The sequence below is a fragment of the Streptomyces oceani genome (assembly GCF_001751245.1).
GTDB classification, from domain to species: Bacteria; Actinomycetota; Actinomycetes; order Streptomycetales; family Streptomycetaceae; genus Streptomyces; species Streptomyces oceani.
In genome coordinates, this window is record NZ_LJGU01000116.1 from 45,727 (window position 1) to 70,585 (window position 24,859).

Annotated in this window: 25 protein-coding genes; 12 read left to right on the top strand and 13 right to left on the bottom strand. The window is 71.2% G+C overall.

Translation table 11 applies throughout. The annotated features are described in order from the left end of the window. Positions 1-78 precede the first annotated feature (78 nt). Complete coding sequence (locus AN216_RS10350; RefSeq protein ID WP_070196350.1) at positions 79-1,065, top strand: aldo/keto reductase; 987 nt, start codon at positions 79-81, stop codon at positions 1,063-1,065. Between the two features lie 118 nt (positions 1,066-1,183). On the opposite strand, the gene AN216_RS10355 is transcribed toward AN216_RS10350, so the two are convergent. Beyond that, complete coding sequence (locus AN216_RS10355) at positions 1,184-2,941, bottom strand: acetyl/propionyl/methylcrotonyl-CoA carboxylase subunit alpha (protein WP_070196351.1); 1,758 nt, start codon at positions 2,939-2,941, stop codon at positions 1,184-1,186. 403 nt (positions 2,942-3,344) lie between these two features. Between AN216_RS10355 and AN216_RS10360 the strand changes: the two genes are divergently transcribed. After that, on the top strand, positions 3,345-3,884 hold the full coding sequence (locus AN216_RS10360) for a hypothetical protein (protein WP_070196352.1): 540 nt from the start codon (positions 3,345-3,347) through the stop codon (positions 3,882-3,884). On the opposite strand, the gene AN216_RS10365 is transcribed toward AN216_RS10360, so the two are convergent. The 4 genes from AN216_RS10365 to AN216_RS10375 all read right to left on the bottom strand — a co-directional run bounded on the left by AN216_RS10365 (position 3,859) and on the right by AN216_RS10375 (position 6,685). Next, on the bottom strand, positions 3,859-4,503 hold the full coding sequence (locus AN216_RS10365; protein ID WP_070196353.1) for a Maf family protein: 645 nt from the start codon (positions 4,501-4,503) through the stop codon (positions 3,859-3,861). The two genes, AN216_RS10360 and AN216_RS10365, sit on opposite strands and share 26 nt — an antisense overlap. An 87-nt stretch (positions 4,504-4,590) precedes the next feature. Continuing rightward, the gene (gene mmpB, locus AN216_RS30660; protein WP_275522220.1) at positions 4,591-4,719 is read right to left on the bottom strand and encodes a morphogenic membrane protein MmpB; all 129 of its coding nucleotides are present in this window, start codon (positions 4,717-4,719) and stop codon (positions 4,591-4,593) included. 127 nt (positions 4,720-4,846) lie between these two features. Further along, positions 4,847-5,053 (bottom strand): acyl-CoA carboxylase epsilon subunit, encoded by a 207-nt coding sequence (locus AN216_RS10370; protein WP_070196354.1) that lies wholly within the window; start codon positions 5,051-5,053, stop codon positions 4,847-4,849. Between the two features lie 36 nt (positions 5,054-5,089). Continuing rightward, positions 5,090-6,685 carry an acyl-CoA carboxylase subunit beta gene (locus tag AN216_RS10375; protein WP_070196355.1) on the bottom strand — a complete coding sequence of 532 codons (1,596 nt, stop codon included), beginning with the start codon at positions 6,683-6,685 and terminating at the stop codon, positions 5,090-5,092. A gap of 163 nt (positions 6,686-6,848) precedes the next feature. On the opposite strand from AN216_RS10375, the gene AN216_RS10380 reads away from it, so the two are divergent. The 4 genes from AN216_RS10380 to AN216_RS10395 all read left to right on the top strand — a co-directional run bounded on the left by AN216_RS10380 (position 6,849) and on the right by AN216_RS10395 (position 11,234). After that, positions 6,849-7,757: a biotin--[acetyl-CoA-carboxylase] ligase gene (locus AN216_RS10380; protein ID WP_070196356.1), complete on the top strand. Its 909-nt coding sequence runs from the start codon at positions 6,849-6,851 to the stop codon at positions 7,755-7,757. 249 nt (positions 7,758-8,006) lie between these two features. Further along, positions 8,007-9,092 carry an adenylate/guanylate cyclase domain-containing protein gene (locus AN216_RS10385; protein ID WP_070196357.1) on the top strand — a complete coding sequence of 362 codons (1,086 nt, stop codon included), beginning with the start codon at positions 8,007-8,009 and terminating at the stop codon, positions 9,090-9,092. Positions 9,093-9,216: 124 nt separating this feature from the next. After that, entirely contained in the window at positions 9,217-10,011 is a 795-nt protein-coding gene (locus AN216_RS10390) for an enoyl-CoA hydratase/isomerase family protein (RefSeq protein WP_070196358.1), read from the top strand. A gap of 95 nt (positions 10,012-10,106) precedes the next feature. Beyond that, on the top strand, positions 10,107-11,234 hold the full coding sequence (locus AN216_RS10395; protein WP_070196359.1) for a GGDEF domain-containing protein: 1,128 nt from the start codon (positions 10,107-10,109) through the stop codon (positions 11,232-11,234). Positions 11,235-11,273: 39 nt separating this feature from the next. Here the strand turns inward: AN216_RS10395 and AN216_RS10400 are convergent, their stop codons facing one another. Beyond that, positions 11,274-11,699 carry a DUF3224 domain-containing protein gene (locus AN216_RS10400; protein WP_070196360.1) on the bottom strand — a complete coding sequence of 142 codons (426 nt, stop codon included), beginning with the start codon at positions 11,697-11,699 and terminating at the stop codon, positions 11,274-11,276. Between the two features lie 156 nt (positions 11,700-11,855). On the opposite strand from AN216_RS10400, the gene AN216_RS10405 reads away from it, so the two are divergent. Together AN216_RS10405 and hutH are read left to right on the top strand one after the other, a co-directional pair. Continuing rightward, a complete protein-coding gene (locus AN216_RS10405) occupies positions 11,856-12,863 on the top strand; it encodes a helix-turn-helix transcriptional regulator (RefSeq protein ID WP_070196361.1) in 1,008 nt (335 codons plus the stop codon). Between the two features lie 136 nt (positions 12,864-12,999). Next, the gene (gene hutH, locus AN216_RS10410; protein WP_070196362.1) at positions 13,000-14,544 is read left to right on the top strand and encodes a histidine ammonia-lyase; all 1,545 of its coding nucleotides are present in this window, start codon (positions 13,000-13,002) and stop codon (positions 14,542-14,544) included. A 138-nt stretch (positions 14,545-14,682) separates the two neighbouring features. On the opposite strand, the gene AN216_RS10415 is transcribed toward hutH, so the two are convergent. After that, a complete protein-coding gene (locus AN216_RS10415; RefSeq protein WP_070196363.1) occupies positions 14,683-15,015 on the bottom strand; it encodes a hypothetical protein in 333 nt (110 codons plus the stop codon). Between the two features lie 104 nt (positions 15,016-15,119). On the opposite strand from AN216_RS10415, the gene AN216_RS10420 reads away from it, so the two are divergent. Both AN216_RS10420 and AN216_RS10425 read left to right on the top strand, forming a co-directional pair. Continuing rightward, positions 15,120-15,455: a hypothetical protein gene (locus tag AN216_RS10420; RefSeq protein ID WP_244502403.1), complete on the top strand. Its 336-nt coding sequence runs from the start codon at positions 15,120-15,122 to the stop codon at positions 15,453-15,455. 358 nt (positions 15,456-15,813) lie between these two features. After that, on the top strand, positions 15,814-17,085 hold the full coding sequence (locus AN216_RS10425) for a L,D-transpeptidase (protein ID WP_070196364.1): 1,272 nt from the start codon (positions 15,814-15,816) through the stop codon (positions 17,083-17,085). 263 nt (positions 17,086-17,348) lie between these two features. Here the strand turns inward: AN216_RS10425 and AN216_RS10430 are convergent, their stop codons facing one another. From AN216_RS10430 to AN216_RS10450, 5 genes are all read right to left on the bottom strand, one after another. Next, positions 17,349-17,906, bottom strand: a complete 558-nt coding sequence (locus tag AN216_RS10430; protein ID WP_070196418.1) for a type 1 glutamine amidotransferase domain-containing protein — start codon at positions 17,904-17,906, stop codon at positions 17,349-17,351. An 85-nt stretch (positions 17,907-17,991) separates the two neighbouring features. After that, positions 17,992-18,759, bottom strand: coding sequence for an MBL fold metallo-hydrolase (locus tag AN216_RS10435; protein ID WP_070196365.1), 768 nt, complete (start codon positions 18,757-18,759; stop codon positions 17,992-17,994). 105 nt (positions 18,760-18,864) lie between these two features. Next, complete coding sequence (locus AN216_RS10440; RefSeq protein WP_079166453.1) at positions 18,865-20,181, bottom strand: MFS transporter; 1,317 nt, start codon at positions 20,179-20,181, stop codon at positions 18,865-18,867. Continuing rightward, complete coding sequence (locus tag AN216_RS10445; RefSeq protein WP_070196366.1) at positions 20,178-20,798, bottom strand: MarR family winged helix-turn-helix transcriptional regulator; 621 nt, start codon at positions 20,796-20,798, stop codon at positions 20,178-20,180. Before AN216_RS10445 ends, AN216_RS10440 begins: the two co-directional genes overlap by 4 nt. Before the next feature lie 63 nt (positions 20,799-20,861). Continuing rightward, positions 20,862-21,230 (bottom strand): VOC family protein, encoded by a 369-nt coding sequence (locus AN216_RS10450; protein WP_070196367.1) that lies wholly within the window; start codon positions 21,228-21,230, stop codon positions 20,862-20,864. A gap of 272 nt (positions 21,231-21,502) precedes the next feature. On the opposite strand from AN216_RS10450, the gene AN216_RS10455 reads away from it, so the two are divergent. After that, positions 21,503-22,081, top strand: a complete 579-nt coding sequence (locus AN216_RS10455; RefSeq protein WP_139140892.1) for a hypothetical protein — start codon at positions 21,503-21,505, stop codon at positions 22,079-22,081. Positions 22,082-22,193: 112 nt separating this feature from the next. Here AN216_RS10455 and AN216_RS10460 read toward each other — a convergent pair whose 3' ends face one another. Then, positions 22,194-22,640 (bottom strand): DoxX family protein, encoded by a 447-nt coding sequence (locus tag AN216_RS10460; protein WP_070196369.1) that lies wholly within the window; start codon positions 22,638-22,640, stop codon positions 22,194-22,196. Positions 22,641-23,157: 517 nt separating this feature from the next. Here AN216_RS10460 and AN216_RS10465 point away from each other — a divergent pair. After that, the gene (locus AN216_RS10465) at positions 23,158-24,852 is read left to right on the top strand and encodes a glycoside hydrolase family 13 protein (protein WP_070196370.1); all 1,695 of its coding nucleotides are present in this window, start codon (positions 23,158-23,160) and stop codon (positions 24,850-24,852) included. Positions 24,853-24,859 lie beyond the last annotated feature (7 nt).

The following is a 24,859-nucleotide window of genomic DNA, read 5'->3' on the forward strand; positions in this document are numbered from 1 at the left end:
CTCGTAGGGCACTCGAGCTCCTACGGTCGTGGGCGTGCGCGGTATCCGGCCGCGTGCGTACCTGCCCGGAGGAGCACGATGACCACTCCCGCCACTCGCCAGCTCGGCGAACTGGCCGTCTCGGCACAGGGCCTGGGCTGCATGGGGATGTCCCACGCCTACGGCGCCTCGGACGACCGGCAGTCGATCGAGACCATCAACCATGCGCTGGACAGGGGCGTGACCCTGCTGGACAGCTCGGACTTCTACGGCGCCGGGCACAACGAGGAACTGATCGGACGCGCCGTCGCCGTGCGCCGTGCCGACGCGGTGCTGGCGACGAAGTTCGGTTTCGCGAACCAACTCGGCGAGCCCACCGAGATCCGCGGCGACCCCGAGTACGTACGGCAGGCGTGCGAGGCGTCGTTGCGCCGGCTCGGGGTGGACCACATCGATCTGTACTACCAGCACCGGGTGGATCGACGGGTACCGATCGAGGAGACGGTCGGTGCGATGGCGGAGCTGGTGACGGCCGGCAAGGTACGTCACCTGGGGTTGTCCGAGGCGAGCGCGGAGACGGTGCGGCGCGCGCACGCCGTACACCCGATCGCGGCACTACAGAGCGAGTGGTCGCTGTGGACCCGGGACCTGGAGGACGGGATCGCGGCGGCCTGCCGCGAACTGGGCGTGGGCCTGGTGCCGTTCTCACCGCTCGGCCGTGGCTTCCTGACGGGGCGGTACACCTCGATGGCCGACCTGTCGGAGGACGACGCGCGCCGGGCGAACCCGCGGTTCGCCGAGGGGAACCTGGACCGGAACCTCGCCATCGCGCGGAGGTTGACCGAGCTGGCCACCGAACGCGGCGTCACCGCAGGACAGTTGGCGCTGGCCTGGGTACAGCACCAGGGTGCGGACGTGGTGCCGATCCCGGGCACCCGCCGGCTCGCGTACCTGGAGGAGAACCTGGCGGCGCTGGACATCGAACTCTCCGCGGAGGAGCTGGCGGAGCTGGCCGAGCTGGCGGCACCGGGAAAGGTCGCCGGCGAGCGGTACGACGCGGCCGCCTTGGCGTTCGTCAACGGCTGACGGCTGACGGCTGACGGCTGGCCACGCCCACGCCCGCCCCCGCGCACGCGTCGGCCCGGAGCGCGAGTGGTGACGCCACCTCGCGCGCCGGGCCGTGCGTACGGTCGTCCGCCGCGGATCAGTCCTTGATCTCGCAGATCACCGAGCCTGCCGAGAGCGAGGCCCCGACCTCGGCGGTGAGCCCCTTGACGGTGCCGGCGCGATGGGCGTTGATCGGCTGCTCCATCTTCATCGCCTCCAGCACGACGACGAGTTCGCCCTCCTCGACCTGCTGCCCCTCCGCCGCCGCGATCTTCACGATGGTGCCCTGCATCGGCGAGGCCAGGGCGTCCCCGGAGACCGCGGAACCGCCCTTCCGGTTGCTCTTCCGCTTGGGCTTCTTGCTACCGGAGTTCGCCGCCGGCGCGCTGGCGACGCCCAGCGTGGAGGGCAGCGACACCTCGAGTCGCTTGCCGCCCACCTCGACGACCACCACCTCACGCGCGCCGTCCTCGCCCGCCTCCTCCTCGGCGCCGGGGGCGGCGAACGGCGGGATCGAGTTGACGAACTCGGTCTCGATCCAGCGGGTGTGCACGGTGAACGGGTCGGCGATGAACGCCGGGTCGGTCACCACGGTGCGGTGGAACGGGATCGCCGTCGCCATCCCCTCCACGCGGAACTCCGCGAGCGCGCGGCTCGCCCGCTGCAGCGCCTGTTCCCGGGAGGCACCGGTGACGATCAGCTTGGCCAGCAGCGAGTCCCAGGCCGGCCCGATGACGCTGCCGCTCTCCACCCCCGCGTCAAGCCGTACTCCGGGGCCGGCGGGCGGGTCGAAGACGGTGACCGTGCCGGGCGCGGGCAGGAAGTTGCGGCCCGGGTCCTCGCCGTTGATCCGGAACTCGAAGGAGTGGCCACGCACCGCCGGGTCCGGGTAGTCGAGCGTGCCACCGGAGGCGATCCGGAACATCTCGCGGACCAGGTCGATGCCGGTGACCTCCTCCGTGACCGGATGCTCCACCTGGAGCCGGGTGTTGACCTCGAGGAACGAGATCGTGCCGTCCTGGCCGACCAGGAACTCACAGGTGCCCGCGCCGACGTAGCCGGCCTCGCGCAGGATCGCCTTGGACGCGCGGTACAGCTCGGCATTCTGCTCGTCCGTCAGGAACGGCGCGGGCGCCTCCTCGACGAGCTTCTGGTGGCGACGCTGTAGCGAACAGTCCCGGGTGGAGACGACCACCACGTTGCCGTGCTGGTCGGCCAGGCACTGTGTCTCCACGTGTCGCGGCCGGTCCAGGTAGCGCTCCACGAAGCACTCGCCACGCCCGAACGCGGCCACCGCCTCGCGTACCGCCGACTCGTACAGCTCCGGCACCTCGTCCAGGTCGCGGGCGACCTTCAGGCCACGACCGCCGCCGCCGAACGCCGCCTTCACGGCGATCGGCAGCCCGTGCTCGCGGGCGAACTCCACCACCTCGTCCGCACCACTCACCGGGTCCTTCGTGCCCGCGACGAGCGGCGCCCCGGCCCGTTCGGCGATGTGCCGGGCGGCGACCTTGTCGCCCAGGTCGCGAATGGCCTGCGGCGGCGGGCCGATCCAGGTGATGCCGGCGTCCAGTACGGCCTGGGCGAACTCGGCGTTCTCGGACAGGAAGCCGTATCCGGGGTGGACGGCGTCCGCGCCGGACTCGGCGGCGGCGTTCAGCACCTTGCCGACGTCCAGGTAGCTGGCGGCCGGGGTGTCACCGCCCAGGGCGTACGCCTCGTCGGCCGTCCGGACGTGCAGCGCGTCCCGGTCCGGTTCCGCGTATACGGCGACGCTCGCGAGACCGGCGTCCCGGCAGGCACGGGCTACCCGGACAGCGATCTCGCCACGGTTGGCGATGAGCACCTTGCGCACGATGACTCCCTCCTCGAAACAAGGTGAGTTTAGGTAGTGGTGACACCTCACGCCGAGGTATACACCGGGGTGAGCTTGCCCACAGGAGCAAGCCGAAAGGGCCCGTGGAGCCCCCGTTGTCCCTTGTCTCTCCACGGTACGCCGGGTTTTGCGGACTACTGGCGTGGTGCGTCACGGTTTAGGGACACGATTGGAACAGGCTGCGCCGATGAGACATTCGGTTGTGGGATTCCCACGAACGCGCTTCACATTCTTTAGTCGGCCCTCCTGACCCGGAGCCGCCGTTCCGAGACGAGGCGCGGAGATTTGTCACCGGACTCTTGTCGCCTTCCTTACCCGTGAGTAGCGTTCGCCGTGCTGTGTGTACGTACTCGGTCAGGACGACAGAAGAAGGTGGGGCGGGGTGGCGCGCAGACCCGTAGCCGTGGTTGGTGCACTGGTGCTGCTGGTGGAAGCCGTCGGGATGGTGCTCATCCACCTCTTCCTCAGCATGGTCGTGGACGATCAGCAGATGTCCCTGGCCGGCCTGGAACCGCGTTCCATGACGGTGGGCACCGTCGTCGGCGGCGCCGTGTTCGGCGGCTATCTGCTGTTGTGCGCCGGGGTGTTGCTGCACATGGCCATTCGCGATCGGCCGCCCCGGCACTTTCTGCGCATCGTGCTGATCAGCGCCGCGGTCGTGCACGGGCTCCTCGGGGCGTTCTCCGTCGGCCTGGTGGGCTGGACCGCGTTCCTCTTCATGATGCTGGTGCTCGCGCTGCTGGTGTGGTCCCTGGTGGCGTACGGCGAACGGGGCGGCACGGAGGGGCGGAGCGCTCCCGGGCACGGCCCTGGTGGGCAGGGCCCCGCTGGGCACGACCCCGCCGGGCAGGGTGGTTCCGGTTCCGGCGGAGACGCGGCCGGCCGCCCCGTCTCCGTCACGCCGAAGCCCACAGGTCCGTGATCCGCACGCCCAACTCGCCCAACAGTCGGCGTAGCAGCGGCAGGGACAGCCCCAGCACGTTGCCGTGATCACCCTCGATGCCGTCCACGAACGGCCCGGACAGGCCGTCGAGGGTGAACGCCCCCGCGACGTGCAGCGGTTCGCCGGCCGCGACGTAGGCGGCGATCTCCGTGTCCGTCGGCTCACCGAAGTGCACGACGGTGCCCGCGCTGGCGGACGTACGGCTGCCGGTGGCCGTGTCGATCACGCAGTGGCCGGTGCGGAGCACCCCGGAACGCCCCCGCATGGCCTTCCAGCGCGCCGTGGCGTCCTCCGCGTCCGCGGGCTTTCCGAGCGCCTCGCCGTCCAGGTCCAGCACCGAGTCGCAGCCGACGACCAGCGCCCCGGAGGCCTCCGGCAGCCCGGCCACCGCGGCTGCCTTGGCCCGCGCCAGCACCAGCGCCAGGCCCTCGGGGTCCGGTGCGGTCAGCGCGTCCTCGTCGACGCCGCTGACGATCACGTCCGGCGCCAGCCCGGCCTGTCGCAACAACCCGAGGCGGGCGGGGGACTTGGAGGCCAGCACCAGGCGGCGCGCGGGTTGACCGGGACGCCCGGCCGTGGCGTGTGATTCGGAGTGCATGCCGTCATCGTAATGAGCGCGCGTCCCGTGCGGTCGCGCGCCGGCGCCCGTACGTCGCCAGTCAGCGCCGCCAGCCAGCGCGGGCCGTCAGCGCAGGCCGGACAGCAGCAGTGCCGCCACGAACGCGACGGCGAGCAGCCAGCCGAGTCGACGGAGCATCGCCTGGGCGGACCGCAGCTCCTCCGTCGGCTCGTCACGGGGATCGGACCAGAGCATGCGTCCGATGGTGCCGCCTCACCGACGTGGTCGCCTGAGTACGGATACTCAGGCGACCACCGAAATCCGTACGGCGGGCGCACCGTCCCACGGGCCGGGCCCGGCCCGCCGCGGTTCGGTTCGCCGCTCAGCCGGGCCAGTAGGCCGTGCGCCAGGCGCGCGGGCCGGGCCGGGGCAGTCGTGCGCGGTGTGGGACGGAGCGCGCGGGGTCGGACCACTCCGTGGGCGGCTGACCCCCGGACCCCTCGAGCGGCGAGACCGCGCGGGCCCGTACGACCGCGAGGGCGGCGGCGAGTTCCTCGGGGGTGGGATTGCCGCGTACGACCTTGATCATGGTGACGTCCTTTCTGCGGGGACGACTGGCGGCCCGCTACAGCGGGATGTTGCCGTGCTTCTTCGGGGGCAGCTGTGCCCGCTTGGTGCGGAGCGTGCGCAGCCCACGGGTGATGTGGCGCCGGGTCTCGGACGGCATGATCACGGCGTCCACATACCCACGTTCAGCCGCGACATACGGATTCAGCAGGGTGTCCTCGTACTCCTGGGTCAGCTCCGCCCGCAGCTCCTCCGTACGCTCCGGGGAACCGGCGTCGGCCAGCCGCTTGCGGTGCAGGATGTTCACCGCGCCCTGTGCGCCCATCACGGCGATCTGGGCGGTCGGCCAGGCGAAGTTCAGGTCCGCGCCGAGGTGCTTGGACCCCATGACGTCGTACGCGCCGCCGAACGCCTTGCGAGTGATCACGGTGATCAGCGGGACGGTGGCCTCCGCGTACGCGAAGATCAGCTTGGCGCCCCGCCGGATGATCCCGTCGTACTCCTGGTCCGTGCCGGGCAGGAAGCCGGGCACGTCCACGAAGGTCAGCACCGGGATGTTGTACGCGTCGCAGGTGCGGACGAAGCGCGCCGCCTTCTCGCTCGCGTCGATGTCCAGGCAACCGGCCAGCTGCATCGGCTGGTTGGCCACCACACCGACCGACTGGCCCTCGACCCGGCCGAAACCGGTGATGATGTTGGGGGCGAACAGCGGCTGGTTCTCCAGGAACTCGGAGTCGTCCAGCACGTGTTCGATCGCGCTGTGCATGTCGTACGGCTGGTTCGCCGAGTCCGGGATCAGGGTGTCCAACTCCCGGTCCTCGTCCGAGGTCTCCAGGTCCGCCTCCTCGGGGAAGACGGGCGGCTCGGAGAGGTTGTTGCTGGGCAGGTAGGACAGCAGCGCCTTGACATGGTCGATGGCGTCCTTCTCGTCGCCCGCGAGGTGATGTGCCACGCCGGAGGTGGTGTTGTGCGTACGGGCGCCGCCCAGCTCCTCGAAACCGACGTCCTCGCCGGTCACGGTCTTGATCACGTCCGGTCCGGTGATGAACATGTGTGAGCTCTGGTCCACCATCACCGTGAAGTCGGTGATCGCCGGGGAGTAGACCGCGCCGCCTGCGCACGGCCCCATGATGAGGCTGATCTGCGGGATCACTCCGGAAGCGTGCACGTTCCGCCGGAAGATCTCCGCGAACAGGCCCAGCGCGGTGACCCCTTCCTGGATACGGGCCCCGCCACCGTCGTTGATGCCGATCACCGGACAGCCGGTACGCATCGCGAAGTCCATCACCTTGACGATCTTCTCGCCGTAGACCTCGCCCAGTGAGCCGCCGAAGATCGTGAAGTCCTGGGAGTACACGCAGACCGGACGGCCGTCCACCGTGCCGTAGCCGGTCACCACACCGTCGCCGTACGGCCGGTTGCGCTCGATGCCGAACGCGGTCGACCGGTGCCGGGCGAACTCGTCGAGTTCGGTGAACGAGCCCTCGTCCAGGAGCAGCTCGACCCGCTCGCGGGCGGTGAGCTTGCCCTTGGCGTGCTGCTTCTCCACGGCGCGCTCGGAGCCGGCGTGCACGGCCTCGGCCGTACGCCGCTGGAAATCCGCGATCTTGCCCGCGGTCGTATGGATGTCGGGGCTGCTCTCCTGCTCGGACACGGCCGGCGGCTCCTACTCGTTTCGGGGGCGGCTTCGGGACTGCTGGTCCTCATCGGGGGCTACTGGTTCGTAGGGTATCCGCGCGAGCGGGCCTCGAAGCTGCGGCGTTGGCCACACTCCCGCCCGTCCGCGACGGGTGCCCGTGCGCACTTACGCTTTCAGCATGGTTCCGAATCCGCCCGCCGAGAGCCCCGGCAACCGCTGGTCCGACCTCGACCGTCCGCCGCTCAACGCCATGTCGCTGCGCCGTGCCCTGGTGCGGCGGGGCGCCGCACCCGCCGCACCCGCCGCACCCGCCGAGTCCGCCGCGACGCTGTGGACCTCGCTGGAGGTGGTGCAGAGCGTCGGCTCCACCAACACCGAACTGGTGTCCCGTGCCCGCGCCGGCGACGCTCAGCCGGGCACGGTGCTCCTCGCGGAGGAACAGCGCAGCGGCCGGGGCCGGTTGGACCGGGGATGGTCGGCGCCGGCCCGCTCCGGGATCTTCTGTTCCGTACTCCTCGCTCCCGCCGCCCCCGTCGAGCGCTGGGGCTGGCTCCCGCTGCTCGCCGGTGTGGCGGTGGCCACCGCGCTGGCCCGGGCCGCGGGCGTGGACACCGCGCTCAAGTGGCCCAACGACGTGTTGGTCGAGATCGACGGCGAGGAACGCAAGATCGGCGGCATCCTCGCGGAGAGCGTGGACACCGAGCGGGTGGTTCTCGGCTTCGGGTTGAACGTCTCGTTGCGCGCCGAGGAGCTGCCGGTCGACCGCGCCGGTTCACTAGCGCTCGCGGGGGCGCGCGGCACCGACCGTGATCCGTTGGTGCGCGCGGTGTTGCGAGCGCTGGCGGACTGGTACGCCCGGTGGGACCACGCGCACGGCGATCCCGCGGCCAGCGGGATGCAAGAGGCGTACGCGGCCGGATGCGCCACGCTGGGCCGGCGCGTACGGGCGGAGCTGCCCGGCGACGAGTCGCTGACCGGTGAGGCGGTCGCCCTAGACGGCGACGGGCGGCTGGTGCTGGCCTCGGGCGACGGCGTGCAGCGTCCGATCGGGGCAGGCGACATCGTGCACCTGAGAGCGGCGGACTGACGTACGGGGCGGGGAGCCCCCTGGGCCCCGAGGGCTCGGGACCTCGGGACCTCGGGACCTCGGGAATCCAAGACCTCAAGAACCCGGGACCTCGGGCCGTCATGGCCCCCGGGCGGGAATCGGGTGCGACCCGTTCCGCCGAGGCGACGGTGAGCAGCCGCACGCCTGCCGTAGGGTGGGCGACGGCAGTCAGGGAAGAGAACGGAAGGGCAGTGCACAGGGGCGACCGAACCTGGCAAGGGGCGGGCAATGACCGTGGATGAGCCGGACACCCCCGGTGGACCAGCGGCTCCCGAACCCTTCGAGGCCCATGAGGACGCGCCGGAGGACGATCCCAGCACCCTCCGGATCGAGGAGCTGATCCTCGGCTCTCCCCGGCAGTACACCCCCTTCCAGGCGGCGCGGGCGGCCGATGTGCCGATGGAGCTGGCTTCCCGGTTCTGGCGCGCCATGGGGTTCGCCGACGTCGGGCAGGCACGCGCGCTGACCGAGGGTGACGTACTGGCGCTACGCCGGCTGGCGGGTCTGGTGGAGGCCGGGCTGTTGAGCGAGCCGATGGCGGTGCAGGTGGCGCGTTCCACCGGGCAGACCACGGCCCGGCTCGCGGACTGGCAGATCGACTCCTTCCTGGAGGGGCTCACCGACCCTCCGGAACCGGGCATGACGCGGAACGAGGTCACGTACCCACTGGTCCAACTGCTGCTTCCGGAACTGGAGGAGTTCCTGGTCTACGTCTGGCGGCGACAGCTGGCGGCGGCCGCCGGTCGGGTCATGCAGACGGACGAGGAGGAGATGGTCAACCGGCGGCAGGCGATCGGCTTCGCCGACCTGGTCGGGTTCACTCGGCTCAGCCGCCGGCTGGAGGACGACGCGCTGGGAGAACTCGTCGAGGAGTTCGAGACGACGGCCGCGGACGTCGTCGCCGGGCGCGGCGGCCGGTTGATCAAGGCGCTGGGCGACGAGGTGCTGTACGTCGCCGAGGACGCGGCCACCGCCGCGGAGATCGGCCTGCGGCTGATCGAGACCATGGCCGAGGAGCAGCGGATGCCGGAGCTGCGGGTCGGCATCGCGTTCGGCACGATGACCTCCCGGATGGGCGACGTGTTCGGCAGCACCGTGAACCTGGCGAGCCGGTTGACCTCGATAGCCCCCAAGGACACGGTGCTGGTCGACGGTGCCTTCCGCGCGGAGCTCACGGCCGCCGGCGCCGCCCCCGAGTCCGAGAAGGACAGCGTGGACTCGGCCGACTACCGGTTCGCGTTGCAGCCGCTGTACCAGCGCCCGGTGCGTGGGCTCGGCGTCGTCGAGCCGTGGCTGCTGAGCCGTCGCGACTGACCCGGTCACCGGCCGGGCCCGCGTACGGCCGGCGAACGTTTGGCTCCCGGCGACCCACGCGTGGGCGTGGGGTGCGATGATGCCGGGGCCCGGGTGAGCGAGCGTTAACAGGAGCGTGCGTGCGATGAGCCGGTACGGCGAGTGGATCGAGGTCCGCTTCGATGAGTCGACACATGTCGCGGAGCTGGTGCTGGATCGCCCCAGCGCGATGAACGCGATCTCCACCGAGATGGCCCGCTGCCTCGGCGAGGCGTGCGCGGACCTGGCGGAGGACCGTGCCGTACGGGCGGTGGTGCTGACGTCGACGCACGAGCGGGCGTTCTGCGTGGGCGCCGACCTCAAGGAGCGCAACTCGCTCACCGACGCCGAGTTGGGCCGGCAGCGCCCGTACACCCGAGCCGCGTACGCGGGGGTGCTCGAACTGCCCATGCCCACCATCGCCGCGCTGCACGGCTTCGCCCTGGGCGGCGGCTTCGAGATCGCGCTGTCCTGCGACGTCATCGTCGCGGACGCCAGCGCGGTGGTCGGACTCCCCGAGGTCTCGGTCGGCGTGCTGCCGGGCGGCGGCGGTACGCAGCTGTTGCCGCGTCGGGTGGGAGCCGCGCGGGCGGCCGAGCTGATCTTCACCGCGCGTCGGGTGGAGGCGGCGGAGGCACACGCCCTGGGGCTGGTGGACCAGATCGCGGACGCCGGTGACGACCGCGTCGACGCGCTCGCCCTCGGCGCCCGGATCGCCGCGAACTCGCCGGTCGGACTGCGGGCGGCTAAGCGGGCGCTGCGTACCGGCTGGGGCACCGACCTGCGGGCCGGACTGGAGATCGAGGACGCCGCCTGGCGCAGCGTCGCCTTCTCCGGCGACCGGACCGAGGGCGTGGCGGCGTTCAACGAGAAGCGGAAGCCGGAGTGGCCCGGAGCCTGAGCGGGCTGTGACGCCGTGCTCCCGGGGCGGACGTGCGGCGTGGAGACGCCGTGCTCCCGGAGCGGACACCGGCGAACCCTTCTACGCTGAGCGCTATGGACGAGGACGCCCGGCTGCGCGCGGTGGTCAGCCTGGCGCAGGCCATGGCCATCGCGCACACGCCGTTGGAGGCCGCGCACGCGGCCGCGGCCGGGGCGCTGGCCGCCATGGACGGTTCGTTCGCGGCCGTGTCGGTGTGGGAGCGGTCGCGTGGCCGACTGCGGGTGCTGGTCAACGTCGGGAAGCTGGCCGAGGGCGAGGCGGAGTATCCGGCGGACGAGTCGTATCCCGTACACGACTTCCCGGAGATCACCGAGTTCCTGCACGAGCGCTGGGCGGGCGGCGACGGCGGGCCGCGGGCGTGGCTTGAGACCGCCGACGGCGCCCACCCCGGGCGGGTCGCCGCGCTGCGGCGCCGGGGGCGGGGGAGCTGCGTCGTCGCGCCGATCATGCTGCGGGGTCGCGCCTGGGGCGAGTTGTACGTCGCGCGGGCGGCGGACGCGCCACCCCTGCGGCGTACGGACGCGGACTTCGCCTCCGTGCTAGCCGCGATCAGCGCGTCGGGCATCGCGCAGAACGAGCGGCTGGAGGAGGTGCGCCGGCTGGCCTTCACCGATCCGCTCACCGGCCTCGCCAACCGCCGGGCGGTGGACGCCCGCCTGGACGAGGCACTGGAGCGGCACCGGGCCACGTCCGAGGTGATCAGCCTGGCGGTTTGCGACATCAACGGGCTGAAAAGGGTCAACGACCTGCACGGGCACGAGGCGGGTGACCGGCTGCTGGAACGCTTCGGCGCGGTGCTGTCGCGGTGTGCCGCGATGCTGCCGGGCGCGCTCGCGGCCCGGCTGGGCGGCGACGAGTTCTGCCTGCTCGCGGTGGGGCCGTCCGCCGACGCGGTGGTACGCGGCGTGACCCGGTTGTGCGAGCGGGCGGCCGAACTCGATCTGGGGGAGGGGGTGGCCTGCGGGGTCGCCTCGACGGGCGACCCCATCGGGCCGGTACGGTCCGCCCGCCGGCTGTTCCGGCTCGCGGACGCGGCGCAGTACCGCGCGAAGGCGGCGCGGGCGGACGTGCCCGTGGTCGCGGGCCGGGACGGGGGCGAGGCCGATCCGGTGGTACGGCTGGCCGACGCCCCGGCCCGGCCGGGTGGTGACCGGCGGCGGTTCCGGGGGAGTGAGCGCTGAGGAAGCGTTCCGCCGGTTCCGGTCCGGCCCGTACGGCCGTCAGTCCCGGTCGACCAGCTCGTACTCGACGGCGTATGGGACGGACCGCTCGCCCTTTTGGGCCGTGAAGCTCCCGCTGCCGCGCACCCCCGTCAACTCCCCGGTGCCCGTCCCAGCCACCACCTCGAAGGTGCAGCGCACCGTGCCGTGCTCGTCGAACGAGCCGCGTTCCTCCAGGACGAGGCTGCCCGCCAGCCCGTCGAGCCGGCCGACCAACAGTTGCATGCCGGTGAACGTGCCGGTCGTACCGGTGCGGTAGACGATGGTGTACTCGCACGTCGTCTCGGCGGCCTCCAGACCGCCGGAGAAGGAGTTCGTGACCGAGGCGTGGGCCAGACTCGGGTTCGTCTCCCGCGACTCCCGGGGTCCGACCGGGTGTTCCCGCCAGTCGGCGTAGGTGAAGTGGCCGGTGATGCGCGTGGGCATGTGTGTTCCTTCCGTTCGGCGCGCCGGGCGTACGCCGGGCATGCGCTGGTTTCTCCCGCAGGGGTTACGGCGCCGGTGACCGCGTGCTTTTCGGGGCGCCGGTCAGCCTGATGGCCGTACCTGCCGCCTTCTGTCAGGTACGCGAAACTGTTCGTCATGCGTGCCGACCGGCTTCTCTCCCTGCTCCTGCTGCTCCAGAACCGCGGCCGGATGACCGCTCCGCAACTGGCCGCGGAGTTGGAGGTGTCGGTCCGTACGGTCTACCGGGACGTCGAGGCGCTCGGCGCGTCCGGAGTCCCCGTCCGTGCGGAGCGCGGGCCGGCCGGCGGCTACCGCCTGATGGCGGGCTACCGCACCCGGCTGACCGGCCTGACCGAGGACGAGGCCAGCTCGCTCTTCCTCGTCGGCGCCCCCGGCCCGGCACGGGACCTGGGGCTGGACGCGGTGCTGGCGACCGCTCAGCTGAAGCTGCGGGCCGCGTTGCCGGCGGAGTTGGGTGAGCAGGCCGCGCGGGTACGGGACCGGTTCCACCTGGACGCGCCGGCGTGGTTCCGGGACGCCGACCCGGTCCCGTATCTGGCGGAGGTCGCGCGGGCCGTGTGGGAGCAGCGGGTGTTGCGTACGCACTACCGGCGCTGGGGCGGCGAGGCGCGTCGGGAGTTGTGGCCACTGGGCATCGTGCTCAAGGGCGGCATCTGGTATCTGGTGGCGCGTAGGGCTGGAGCACAGCCGGCTGCGGGTACGACGGACACCGAGGCCGTGCGCACCTACCGGATGTCCCGCTTCCTGGAGGTGCTGACGACCGACGAGCGCTTCGAGCGGCCAGCGGCCTTCGACCTGGCCGGCTACTGGGAGGCGGCCTCGCGGCACCTGGAGTCCGTGCTGTACCAGGAGACCGCGTGGCTGCGCGTCTCGCCGCGGGCGCGACGGCTACTGCCCACGCAGTTCGGTGCGGCGGGCGAGCGGGCGCTGGAGAGCGCGGGGCCGCCGGACGACGCGGGCTGGGTGCGGGTGGAACTGCCCGTCGAGGCACGGGCTGTCGCGGTCGGCGACCTGCTCCGGCTCGGCACCGAGGCGGAGGTGCTCGGTCCGCCGGGGCTGCGGGCGGCCGTGGCCGAGGCGGTGACGGTTCTGGCGAGCCGTTACGAGATCGCCGGCCGGTGACCTCGTGGTGGATGTCCTCGGGGAGCGGCCGTCGACGTCGGCCGATACGTCGAACAGACGCGGGCCGGTCGGAGGGTGGCCGCGCGACCACTCGTGACAGATTGCGATTCACTCTCTAGGGTTACTGAATATGAATATGCACACCGTGGTGTTGGAGACCTCGGGCACCACAGCCGAGGAAGTCCTCGCCGTCGCCCGGGGCACGGCCCGGGTCGAACTCTCCCCGGCCGCCCTGGAGGCGGTCGCCGCCGCTCGTGGCTTCGTCGACGACCTCGCCGCCAAGCCGGAGCCGGTCTACGGCGTCTCCACCGGCTTCGGCGCCCTCGCCGTCCGGCACATCAGCCCCGAGCTGCGTGCCCAGTTGCAGCGCAACATCGTGCGCTCGCACGCCGCCGGCATGGGCCCGCGGGTGGAGCGGGAGGTCGTACGCGCCCTGCTGTTCCTGCGGCTGAAGACCGTCGCCTCCGGACGCACCGGCGTACGCCCCGAGGTCGCGCGCACCATGGCCGAGGTGCTGAACGCCGGCATCACCCCCGTGGTGCACGAGTACGGCTCGCTCGGTTGCTCCGGCGACCTCGCCCCGCTCTCGCACTGCGCGCTCACGCTGCTGGGTGAGGGGGAGGCCAGCGGCCCGGACGGCACCGTGCGGCCGGCCGCCGAACTGCTCGCCGAACACGCCATCACACCGGTCGAGCTGCGGGAGAAGGAAGGGCTCGCGCTGCTGAACGGCACGGACGGCATGCTCGGCATGCTCCTGATGGCCTGCGCCGACCTGGCGCGGCTGATCACCAGCGCGGACGTCGCCGCGGCCCTCACCCTTGAGGCGCTGCTCGGCACCGACTCGGTGCTCGCCGCCGAACTGCACGCCATCCGTCCACATCCGGGCCAGGCGGCCAGCGCGGCCAACATGCGCGCGGTGCTGGACGGTTCCGGTCTCACCGGGCACCACCAGGACGACGCCCCGCGGGTACAGGACGCCTACTCGGTGCGCTGTGCGCCACAGGTCGCGGGCGCCGTACGCGACACCCTGGACCACGCCCGCACGGTCGCGGACCGTGAGCTGGCCGCGGCGGTCGACAATCCGGTGGTGCTGCCGGACGGGCGGGTGGAGTCCAACGGTAACTTCCACGGGGCGCCCGTCGGCTACGTCCTGGACTTCCTGGCGATCGCCGCGGCCGATCTCGGCTCCATCGCGGAGCGCCGCACCGACCGGCTGCTGGACAAGAACCGGTCCCACGGGCTGCCGCCGTTCCTCGCCCGGGACGCGGGTGTCGACTCGGGGCTGATGATCGCTCAGTACACCCAGGCCGCGCTGGTCAGCGAGCTGAAGCGGCTGGCCGTGCCCGCCTCGGCGGACTCGATCCCCTCCTCGGCGATGCAGGAGGACCACGTGTCGATGGGCTGGTCGGCGGCACGCAAGCTGCGTACGGCGGTGGACAACCTGTCCCGGATCGTCGCGGTCGAGTCGTACGCCGCCCTGCGCGCCGTGGAGTTGCGCGCGGCGGAGGGGCCCGTGCCGGCGCCGGCGAGCCGCGCCGTGCTGGCCGCGGCCCGGGAAGCCGGCGTGGGTGGCGCGGGTGGAGACCGCTTCCTGTCGCCGGACCTGGCCGCGGCGGAGGCGTTCGTACGGGACGGGCGGCTGGTCGCCGCGGCGGAGTCAGTGACCGGTCCGCTGGCGTGAGCCGGCCCCCAGAGGGGCGCGGCTGAGCGGGGGGCGTACGGGTGCGCACCTGGGTGGTGCGGGCGTGGGGTGCGGTACAAAGACGGACGAATCGCACCTTTTCGTTTCAATGTGCCCCAATGCGCCCCTAATCTCCCGTCAGCTGAGCGCTTCGGGTGTCCCGGTGCTGCCGGTCGTGCCGAACTCGCAGCGCTGTGCGCGGGCGGTCAACAGGCCACCGAGGCCGGCGGCGCCGATCCCGCACAACACATAGGGCGTGCTGTCGAAGCTGTCGGATTCCCCGGCGGAGTTCTGCGACGCGGTTCCGCTTTCCATCCGGTGGCTGGCGGTGTGCGAGCTCGTACCGTCGCCGGCGTCGTTCGGAGTGGCGTTCGCCGAGGGGAGGAACCCGACGGCGAGCAGCGCGCCGGCGGCGACGGCGGCCGTGGCGAGCGGCCGGCGGTGCTTGGCGAGCGACGACTGGACGGGCACGGGGAGCCCCCTTGTGCTGCGAATTGGCAGTGCGCGACTTGATGTTACTTATTCGCGCGGGTCGCGGGGAAGTCACGGCGCTGATGCCGCATACCCTCTGCCGCATGAGCGCTGAGGGCACGCCGGCTGCGTCGGACGTATCGGACATCTCGCCCAGTCCGCCCGAACAGGTGCGGCTGCGGGTGGAGCTGGTGGTCGAGATCGCGGATTCCGCTTCGCTCGCCGAGCAAGCTCGGGAGCAGCTCGCTGCGGACTCCCGGCTGCCGGCGGGGGAGCGGGCGCACGCGGTGGCGGCGGTGTCGGAGGACCCGGCCGAGGCGCTGGCGTACCTCGTCGAGCCGTTCGATCTGGTCAAGGGCTTTCCCGGAGTTGAACTGGCGCAGGCCAGTTGGGGTGGTGAGCGGGTGGATCAGGATGAATCAGAGGAATGGGATGAATAGTCCCAATTCGACAATGAGGGAGGCGATGTGGATCAGGTGTAACGACGCGCCACCCGGGCAGAGGCATCAGGGAGAAGACGTCTCATTGGGCGGTTTGTCCCCTTCATCCCTTTAATGCCTTTCTGAGGTGTCATCGGGCGCAACTGGCCGCGTGAGTTCCGTCGGTCCGTCACCGACCCCGCACAGCCGGGCTGTCGAGGGGCACGATCGAGTGTCCTTGCGCACAGTCCGGGCGTGACCGGAACTGCTCGCCATGCCCGTACGTCTTGGTGGGTAGAACTGGGATATTCTTGCCCGGTTTTCGCCGGTACGGGCCTGCGCAGGCTTCCGGCGGGGGCGTCCCGGACACAGCAAGCAGATGGAGAAGCGTGTGATGACGGTGGGGAAGCGCCGCAAGGGCATGGTGGCCGCGGCTGTGCTCGTCAGTGGTGTGCTGACACTGACCGCGTGTGGCGGGGACGACGGCGGCGACAGCGGCAAGGATGGCAAGAAGTCCGGGGCGCAGGGCGAGGCCGACCAGGCCGCCGCCGAGCAGAAGTCCGCCGCTCGAATATCCATCAAGCCGAAGGACGGCGCGTCCAGCGCCAGTATCAACGACGGCGGCGAGGTCAGCGTCAAGGGCGGCAAGCTGACCGACGTGACGATGGTCGCCGAGCAGTCCGGGAGCGAGGTCGAGGGGTCGATCTCGAAGGACGGGAAGAGCTGGACCCCCGCTGAGGCACTGGAGCGGGCCACCAAGTACGAGGTCAAGGCGGTGGCCAAGGACGGTGACGGGCGCGAATCGCACGAGACGTCCAGTTTCACCACGGTTTCACCCGACAACAGCTTCATCGGTTACTTCAAGCCGGAGGAGGGCAAGACCGTCGGAGTGGGCATGCCGGTGTCGATCAACTTCGACAAGCCGGTCAGCAACAAGAAGGCCGTGCAGTCCGCGATCAAGGTGAGCAGCAGCAGCGGCCAGGAGGTCGTCGGCCACTGGTTCGACGACAGCCGGCTCGACTTCCGGCCGAAGGACTACTGGGAGGCCGGTTCCAAGGTCTCGGTGGACCTCAACCTCGACGGCGTGGAGGGGTCCGAGGGCGTGACCGGCGTGCAGGACAAGGAGTTCAGCTTCAACGTCGGCCGTTCCCAGGTCAGCACCGTGGACGTGAAGGCCAAGAAGATGACCATCGTGCGGGACGGCAAGACGGTCAAGACCTTCCCGATCTCCGCCGGCACTGCCGAGAACCCGACCTACAACGGCGAGATGGTGATCTCCGAGAAGTACAAGGAGACCCGGATGAACGGCGCCACGGTCGGCTTCACGGACGACGACGGCGAGGGGGAGTACGACATCCCGGACGTGCCGCACGCCATGCGGCTGTCCACCTCCGGCACCTTCATCCACGGCAACTACTGGGGCGCCGACTCGGTCTTCGGCTCCGCCAACACCAGTCACGGCTGCATAGGGCTGAACGACGTCAAGGGAGCCGGCGACGCCAAGCAGGACGGCGCGTGGTACTACAAGAACACGCTGGTCGGTGACCTCGTCATCGTCAAGAACTCCCCGGACAAGGAGATCCAGCCGGACAACGGCCTGAACGGTTGGAACATGTCCTGGGCCGACTGGAAGGCCGGCTCCGCCGTCTGACCGGCGCCGGACGAGCGCCCGGCCCGAGGGCGTACGACCAACCCTCTGAGACCGGAGAACCACCAAGGGAGGTGGGGCGCGGCAGCTGCCGCGCCCCACCTCCCTTGTCCGTAGGTCTGGGTCCGTGGGTCCGTTGGCGCGTCCGTCCTGACTGCGTCACGCCAGGTCCGGGGCCGACCCGCACGGGCCCGTCAGCGCCGTACGGTTCGTACGCCGGCAGGGATCGCCGTGTCGAGCCCCCGCTCGCGCCCCTCCGGCGCGCCTCAGTTCGCGGTCGCGGCCCCGGACGCGCGGGTGAACTCCCGGAGGAACGCCTCGTCGAAGGCTCGGAGGTCATCTGGCCGCCGGCTGGTCACCAGCACGTTCGGGCCGCCCCGACAGACGAAGACCGGTTCGTCGACCCAGTTGCCACCGGCGTTCCGGATGTCCGTCCGGAGGCTCGGATACGACGTGAGGGTGCGCCCGCGCAGCACGTCCGCCTCGATCAGGGTCCAGGCGGCATGGCAGATCGCGGCGACGGGCTTGCCCGCGTCGAAGAAGCCCTTCACGAAGCGCACGGCGGCCGGATCCTGACGCAGCGCGTCCGGGTTGGCGACCCCGCCCGGTAGTACCAGTCCGTCGTAGTCCGAGACCCGGGCGTTGTCCACGGTCTCGTCCACGGGGAAGCTGTCCGCCTTGTCCAGGTGGTGGAACGCCTGCACCCGACCCTCGGTGGTGGACACCAGCCGGGGCGTGCCTCCTTCGTCGATCACCGCTCGCCACGGATCGACCAGTTCGAGTTGTTCGGCGCCCGCGGGGGCGACCAGGAAAGCGGTCTGCACGACGGTCACATCCTCTCTGGCTGGCTGGCTGCGCGCGTCTGACACCGTCGAGTGCCCACCGCGGCACGGATCATGCGCCCCTCGTTCACAGGACCAGCCGCAGGTCCGGACGGGCCACCTCGACCGGTCCGTCGTACGTCGCCTGGGCCGCCGTGACCGCCTCCGCCGGCTCAGTCCCGGGCCACAGGTGCGTGAGTACGAGACGCCCCGCCGCGGCACCCGTGGCGTACTCCCCGGCGAGCCGCGCGCTGAGCAGGTAGGGCTCGTCCGCACGCGGCACCGACACCGGGTAGGTCGCCTCGGACAGCAACACGTCAGCTCCGCCGGCGAGCCGGGCGACGTCCGGACTCGGGCCCGTGTCCCCGGTGTACGCCAGCACTCCGCCGGACGATCCGTCCGAGCCGCTGTCCACGGTCAACCGGAAGCCGGCGTTCGGTACGAAGTGCGGCAGCAGCACGCTCTCCACGGTGAACGGCCCGATCCCGAACCGCCGGCCACGGCCCGTCTCTACCTCGTGCCAGGCGTACGCATGCGCCAGCATTCCCGGCCGATCCAGTCCCAGCACGGCGTCGAGCGCGCCCGGCGGTGCGTACAGCCGGAGCGGTGCCGCCGGCCGGTCCGCCAGGGCACGGGCCCGCAGCAGCGGATTGAGGTCGGCACAGTGATCGGGATGACCATGACTGACCAGTACGGCGTCGACATCCGCCGGCTCACAGTGCCGCAGCAGTCGAGGCAGCGTGGCGTACCCGGGGTCAAGCAGCAGTCGGAATCCGTCGTGCTCCAACAGATAGCCGCCGCACGCCTGGTCAGCGGTCGGCCATGCCCCGCAGCCGCCCAGCACGGTGAGTCTCATGGGCGAGAGGCTACGCGGCGCGCTCGGTCGCCCGATCGCCGGCGACAGGTCTCCCGGTGCCACTCGGATTTGTCGCCGTCAGCGGTGACCCCGTAGTCGCGCCGGTCACGTCCGGTCCGCCGTGTCCAGGGCGCGGTGCGCGGTGGACAGCAGCACGGCGCCGGCCGCCACGGTCACCGCTCCGAGCAGGAAGGGCACGTGCGGGTTGAAGTGCTCGACGAGTTTGCCGGCCGCGAACGGCGCGAGGCCGCCTCCGATGAACCGTACGAAGCCGTACGTCGCGGAGGCCACCGGCCGGGGAACCGGGGCGACGCTCATGACCGCGGTGGTCACCAGGGTGTTGTTGACGCCGATGAACGCGCCCGCCACGATCACCGCGCACATCACGACCGCCTGCTCGCCCGGGAAGAGGCCGATCACCGCGAGGTCGACCGCCATCAGCACCAGGTTGCCGTACAAGGTGCGTGGCGTGCCGAACCGTCGGCGCAGCGCCGGCGCGCCGAACACCGCGAACACGGCCACCAGCAGCCCCCAGCCGAAGAACACCCAGCCCAACTCGATGGCGGACAGGTGCATCAGGAACGGGGCGTAACCCAGCAGGGTGAAGAAGCCCCAGTTGTACAGCAGCCCGGTCACGCTGGTGATGGCGAGCGGCTTGTGTCGTAGCGCGGTGAGCGGCTCGCGGAGCGACTCGGCACGTTCCGGAGCGGGGGTCGAGGGCAGCAGCACCACCGTCGCCACTAGCGCGACCAGCATCAGAGCAGCGACCCCGAAGAACGGCCCACGCCAGCTGATGTCCCCGAGCAGTCCGCCGAGCAGCGGCCCGGTGGCGATGCCCACGCCGAGCGCGGTCTCGTAGAGGATGATCGCGCCCGCGAAACCGCCGCTGGCGGAGCCGACGATGACGGCCAGCGAGGTGGCAATGAACAGGGCGTTGCCCAAGCCCCAACCGGCACGGAAGCCGATGATGCCGTCGATGCTGCCACCGGCGCCGGCGAGTGCGGCGAAGGTGACGATCAGCGCCAGCCCGATAACGAGGGTGCGTTTGGCACCCAGTCGGCTGGAGATCCACCCGGTGACCAGCATCGCGACGGCGGTGACGACCAGGTAGCTGGTGAACAGCAGGGTGACCTGGCTGGGTGTGGCGTCGAGTTGACTGGAGAGGGCGGGCAGGATCGGGTCGACGAGTCCGATGCCCATGAACGAGATCACGCAGGCGAACGCCACGGCCCACACGGCCTTGGGCTGGCGCCAGGGGCTCGCGGCGGCCGGCTGGGGATCCGGGCCGGACCCTGGAGCGCCGGCAAGCCGCTTGTCTGCCGACCCTGGCGGCGTGGTCACGGTTGGCCGGGCGTCGTCCGTGCCCGGCTCGTCGGTTGGCCGCGGTCGTTTCGTCTCGCGGGCCTCACGGGGGCTCCTCATGTCGTGGGGTCCTTCGGTTCGTTCCGTTCGTTCGATCTGTTCGTTTCACCCGCTCGAGTGCGGTGTTCGGACTGAGATGCCGTGTACTCGGCGGGCTCCGAGTGCGAGGGGGGTGCCAGGTCCGTGGTGAGCGCGGTCAGAGCGGCCACCGCGTCGCGTAGTGCCTCCCGCTGCGCGTCGGGAAGTCGGCTCAACGGCGCGGTGAGCAGCTGGGCACGGACGGCATGCCGGTCCCGCAGGTGGGCCAGCCCGGCGTCGGTGACGGTGACGAGGGAGGCCCGGCCGTCGCTCGGGTCGGTACGGCGCTTCACGAGCCCGGCCTCGGCGAGCCGATTGACCAGGCCGGTCATGCCGGGCTGGCTGACCCGCTCGCGGGCGGCCAGGTCGGAGACCCGGCTGGGGCCCTCGGTGGCGATGGTGTCCAGGGTGGCCATCGACACCAGGTTGAACCGGCCGCGCGGCGTCACTCGGCGCACCCAGCTGGCCAGTCGCTCGAGCGTCACGCTGAGTTCCGCGATGCCCTGACCCGTGTCCGTGTCCGAATCCGTGTCCGCGGTGTGCTGCTCCTCATCGGGGGAGGTCGGGGCGGGCGCCGAACTATTCGATGTACTCACCATGAAAATGTATCGCCTGGTTATATAACCTGGCAATGCTTTTCGTTTTCCCCGGCCGCCGGTGATTCAGTGCAGGAACAGGCAGAAGGGGTGCCCCGCCGGGTCGCGGAGGACGCGTACGTCCTCCTGTGGCTGGATGTCGTACGGCGCCGCTCCGGCCGCGACGGCGCGGGCAGAGGACGCCGCCAGGTCGGTCACCTGGAAGTCCAGGTGCAGCATCTTCTGCTGGGCGCCCGGTCGCTCCGGCCATGCCGGCGGCACATAGCCCGCCTCCGCCTGACAGGCGAGGCCCGTGCCGCCGTGCGGGTCCCGGAGCAGCACCCAGTCCGGCTCCCGCGCGGTGATCGGCCAGCCGAGCAACTCCGCGTAGAAGGCGGCGAGTTCGTGTGCGTCCGAGCAGTCGAGGACGACGGTGGCGAGGGCGGGGGTGGCCATGGCGAGCCTCCTGGTGCTGTGCGGGGTGTTGTCTGTGCCACAGTCCGCCGGTGCTGTATCACCCAACTGGCGTGCTCACCAGGGCGGGTGTCGACGTGGTGGGAGAGGCTGCCGGTGTGGCCGGTTTGGGGAGTTATTGACGCGCACCTGACATGTGGCTACCGTCCGGCGGAACTTCGGTTGCTTGCGCGCCCCACAACGCCAAGTGGCCGAGGACACCAGCGGGGTGGCTCCGTAGAGCTTCCCCGACCCCCACCTGGAAGGGAACACCTATGTCGCACCGCAAGACCGGAAGCGGCCTCAGACGAGGGATGGTCGGACTGGCCGGCGGACTGCTGGTCCTGGGCACGCTGTCGGTGACGGCGTACGCCGGCGGCTCGGACCCCCAGCCGTCCCCGAGCGGCTCCGCGCAGCACAAGGCGAACGCGGAACTCGAGGCCAACTGCGCCGTACCGCCCAACCACGACCCGGCCATCATCAACACCGTGCACGACGTGGCCGTGGACATGGGAGCCAACGAGAAGGTCATGTTGGCGGCCTTCGAGGCCGGTTGGGTCGAGTCGCACATGAACAACCTCAACTGCGGCGACCGCGACTCGCTCGGCGTGTTCCAGCAGCGTCCCAGCCAGGGCTGGGGCACTCCGGAACAGTGCATGGACCCGGTGCACGCCACCACGAAGTTCCTCGAGCAGGCCATCCCCAACGACCAGGCGAACCCGGGCTACACGGCGGGCCAGCTGGCGCAGAGCGTGCAGCGTTCCGCCTACCCGGAGCGCTACGACCAGTCGGAGGGCAAGGCTCGTGAGCTGATCGCCGAAGCCGAGGCGACGCTGCAGTCCGCCGACAAGTAACACCGTCACGCGGACGGGTGACGCGCGTAGTTCCCAAACCTCCGTCCTTTCGGGGCGGGTGCTAAGCGCGTCACCTGCGTGGACCCGGGCTGTGCGCCTGGCTGCGCCGCGGTCAGCCTCGTGCGGCGTCGACCGTACGGAGCCGCTTCCCCGACACGGGCCGCAGCAGCCGTTCCAATGACAGCGCTCCCGGCCCGGTGCAGACCAGCAACAGGAAGGCCCAACAGTAGAACGCCGCGCTCTCCCCGCCGTTGTCCAACGGCACCAGGCCCTGCGGCGCGTGTACGTCGAAGTACGCGTACGCCATCGAACCGGAGCTGATCAGCGCGGCGGTGCGGGAACCGTAACCGAGCAGGAGGAGGCCGCCGCCCACGAGCTGGATGACGGCGGCGTATCCGTGCGGCCAGGACAGCGGATCGACGGTGGTGGCCTGGGGGCCGGCGGCCGGGCCGATGACGCCGAAGAGCGCGCCGAAGCCGTGGCAGGCGAAGAGCAGGCCGACGACGACCCGGAAGAGCGAGAGGACGTACGGGCCGGCTGCCTCGAGGCGGCTCCGCACGGCAGCGGCGTCAACCGCGCGGGTCGGCGTGGTGGTCCATGGAGCGCTCGGGCCGGACGAGCCTGACGGGTCTGGCGGGGTCGGTGGACGCTGCGGACTACGCGGACTACGTGAACTACGCCGACCGCGCTGGCTCGACGGATTCGGTGGACTCTGCGGGCTCGACATGGCCGGGCTCCTTCGGATGGAGGGTGCCGACCCCGGACTGCGTACGTACCGGTCCACACCGGTCAGGTCGGCTGAACCCAGACTCCAGTGGGGCCCGCGGTCACGCGTCCCGCGGCGGGAGGCAGCCGTCGTACTCTCCGGGCGGTAGCGGCGGGCGGCCGCCGTAGCGGCCGCGGCTGTTTCCCGACACGGGACGCGGGAAACCGGCGGGCCACGCGCGCGACGCGTTTACCCGGTGGTTGCTTGGAGGGTTCGCGGGGCAACGTGTTCTCCGAGTTCACCGGGGCCACCAGTTTCCAGACCCCGTTCGGCAACGAACCACGCCCGCCGCCTGCTGAAGGGAACGACCTTGTCCAGCGACACCGCACCCGACCGCGAGCACTCCCCCTGGTGGCGTACGGCGGTCATCTACCAGGTCTACATCCGCAGTTTCGCGGACGGGAACGGCGACGGCGTCGGCGACCTCGCCGGTCTGCGCAACCGACTGCCCCATCTACGCGACCTGGGCGTGGACGCGTTGTGGATCAACCCCTGGTATCCCTCGGGGATGGCCGACGGAGGCTACGACGTCGCCGACTACCGGGACATCGACCCCTGCTTCGGGACCCTCGCCGAGGCCGAGGAACTGCTCGCGGAGGCGCACGAGCTGGGGTTGCGGGTGCTCCTCGACATCGTCCCGAACCACACCTCCGAACAGCACGCGCTGTTCGCCGAGGCGCTGGCCGCCGGACCTGGCTCCGCCGCCCGCGAGCGCTACCTCTTCCGGGACGGCAAGGGGCCGGACGGCGCACTGCCGCCGAACGACTGGCGCAGCATGTTCGGCGGCCGGGCGTGGACCCGGATCACCGAACCGGACGGCAGCCCCGGACAGTGGTACCTCCATCTCTTCGCACCCGAGCAGCCGGACCTCAACTGGGACAACCCGGATGTGCGGGCGGAGTTCGAGACGACCCTGCGCTTCTGGTTCGACCGGGGTGTCGACGGCTTCCGTATCGATGTCGCACACGGCCTGGCCAAACACCCGGACCTGCCCGACCTCGGCATCGAGGAGCACCACGTCTTCGCACCCGAACGAGACGAGGAGGGGCACCCCTTCTGGGACCTGGACAGCGTCCACGAGATCTACCGTGACTGGCGGCGGATCGCCGACACGTACGCCGGGGATCGCGCGTACGTCGCCGAGGCACATGCCCGACACCACCGACTGCCGCAGTACCTGCGTCCGGACGAGCTGCACACCGCCTTCAACTTCGACTACCTCCGGGCCCCGTGGGACGCGCGTGCCCTGCGGGAGGTCATCGATCGCAGCATCTCGGCCCACGCGACCGTCGGCGCCCCCGCCACCTGGGTGCTCTCCAACCACGACGTGGTCCGGCACGTCACACGCTACGGTCGCGCGGACACCACCGAGCGGGGCAACCGCCCGGGCCCGCCCCCCGACACCGATCTGGAGCTCGGCACCCGGCGGGCCCGCGCCGCCACGCTGCTGACGCTCGGGCTGCCCGGCGGCGCGTACGTCTACCAGGGCGAGGAGCTGGGGCTGTGGGAGGTGGAGGACATCCCGGCCGAGCGTCTGCAGGACCCCACCTGGGAACGCTCCGGCCATACCGTACGCGGCCGGGACGGCTGCCGCGTGCCGATCCCGTGGTCGGGTGGCGCGCCACCGTTCGGTTTCGGGCCCGCCGGCTGCGTGCCGTGGCTGCCGCAGCCGGACGCGTGGAAGGCGTACACCGTCGCGGCCGAGACGGGGGTGGAGGGCAGCATGCTGGAGCTGTACCGGGACGCGTTGCGGCAGCGCCGCGCCCATCCGGACCTGGGGGAGACACCGCTGACCTGGTTGGACGCGCGCGAGGGCGTGCTGTATTTCGCACGCGGCGCCCGCTGGCGGTGTGCGGTGAACCTCTCCGCAGCGCCCTGGCCGCTGCCCGAGGACTGCCGGGTGCTGCTCGCGAGCGGGCCTCCGCCGGACGGTCAGTTGCCGGACGGTCAACTTCCGGTTGACACGGCGGTCTGGCTCGAGGCGGACGTGCCGTCCGGAGCGTAGCGGCACT

Excerpts from the sequence above, each read along its gene's own strand:
- AN216_RS10350 (WP_070196350.1), top strand. The coding sequence starts at position 79 with ATGACCACTCCCGCCACTCGCCAGCTCGGCGAACTGGCCGTCTCGGCA.
- AN216_RS10365 (WP_070196353.1), bottom strand. The coding sequence starts at position 4,503 with ATGCACTCCGAATCACACGCCACGGCCGGGCGTCCCGGTCAACCCGCG.
- mmpB (WP_275522220.1), bottom strand. The coding sequence starts at position 4,719 with ATGCTCTGGTCCGATCCCCGTGACGAGCCGACGGAGGAGCTGCGGTCC.
- AN216_RS10370 (WP_070196354.1), bottom strand. The coding sequence starts at position 5,053 with ATGATCAAGGTCGTACGCGGCAATCCCACCCCCGAGGAACTCGCCGCC.
- AN216_RS10380 (WP_070196356.1), top strand. The coding sequence starts at position 6,849 with ATGGTTCCGAATCCGCCCGCCGAGAGCCCCGGCAACCGCTGGTCCGAC.
- AN216_RS10385 (WP_070196357.1), top strand. The coding sequence starts at position 8,007 with ATGACCGTGGATGAGCCGGACACCCCCGGTGGACCAGCGGCTCCCGAA.
- AN216_RS10390 (WP_070196358.1), top strand. The coding sequence starts at position 9,217 with ATGAGCCGGTACGGCGAGTGGATCGAGGTCCGCTTCGATGAGTCGACA.
- AN216_RS10395 (WP_070196359.1), top strand. The coding sequence starts at position 10,107 with ATGGACGAGGACGCCCGGCTGCGCGCGGTGGTCAGCCTGGCGCAGGCC.
- AN216_RS10400 (WP_070196360.1), bottom strand. The coding sequence starts at position 11,699 with ATGCCCACGCGCATCACCGGCCACTTCACCTACGCCGACTGGCGGGAA.
- AN216_RS10405 (WP_070196361.1), top strand. The coding sequence starts at position 11,856 with ATGCGTGCCGACCGGCTTCTCTCCCTGCTCCTGCTGCTCCAGAACCGC.
- hutH (WP_070196362.1), top strand. The coding sequence starts at position 13,000 with ATGCACACCGTGGTGTTGGAGACCTCGGGCACCACAGCCGAGGAAGTC.
- AN216_RS10420 (WP_244502403.1), top strand. The coding sequence starts at position 15,120 with ATGAGCGCTGAGGGCACGCCGGCTGCGTCGGACGTATCGGACATCTCG.
- AN216_RS10425 (WP_070196364.1), top strand. The coding sequence starts at position 15,814 with ATGGAGAAGCGTGTGATGACGGTGGGGAAGCGCCGCAAGGGCATGGTG.
- AN216_RS10435 (WP_070196365.1), bottom strand. The coding sequence starts at position 18,759 with ATGAGACTCACCGTGCTGGGCGGCTGCGGGGCATGGCCGACCGCTGAC.
- AN216_RS10440 (WP_079166453.1), bottom strand. The coding sequence starts at position 20,181 with ATGAGGAGCCCCCGTGAGGCCCGCGAGACGAAACGACCGCGGCCAACC.
- AN216_RS10445 (WP_070196366.1), bottom strand. The coding sequence starts at position 20,798 with ATGGTGAGTACATCGAATAGTTCGGCGCCCGCCCCGACCTCCCCCGAT.
- AN216_RS10450 (WP_070196367.1), bottom strand. The coding sequence starts at position 21,230 with ATGGCCACCCCCGCCCTCGCCACCGTCGTCCTCGACTGCTCGGACGCA.
- AN216_RS10455 (WP_139140892.1), top strand. The coding sequence starts at position 21,503 with ATGTCGCACCGCAAGACCGGAAGCGGCCTCAGACGAGGGATGGTCGGA.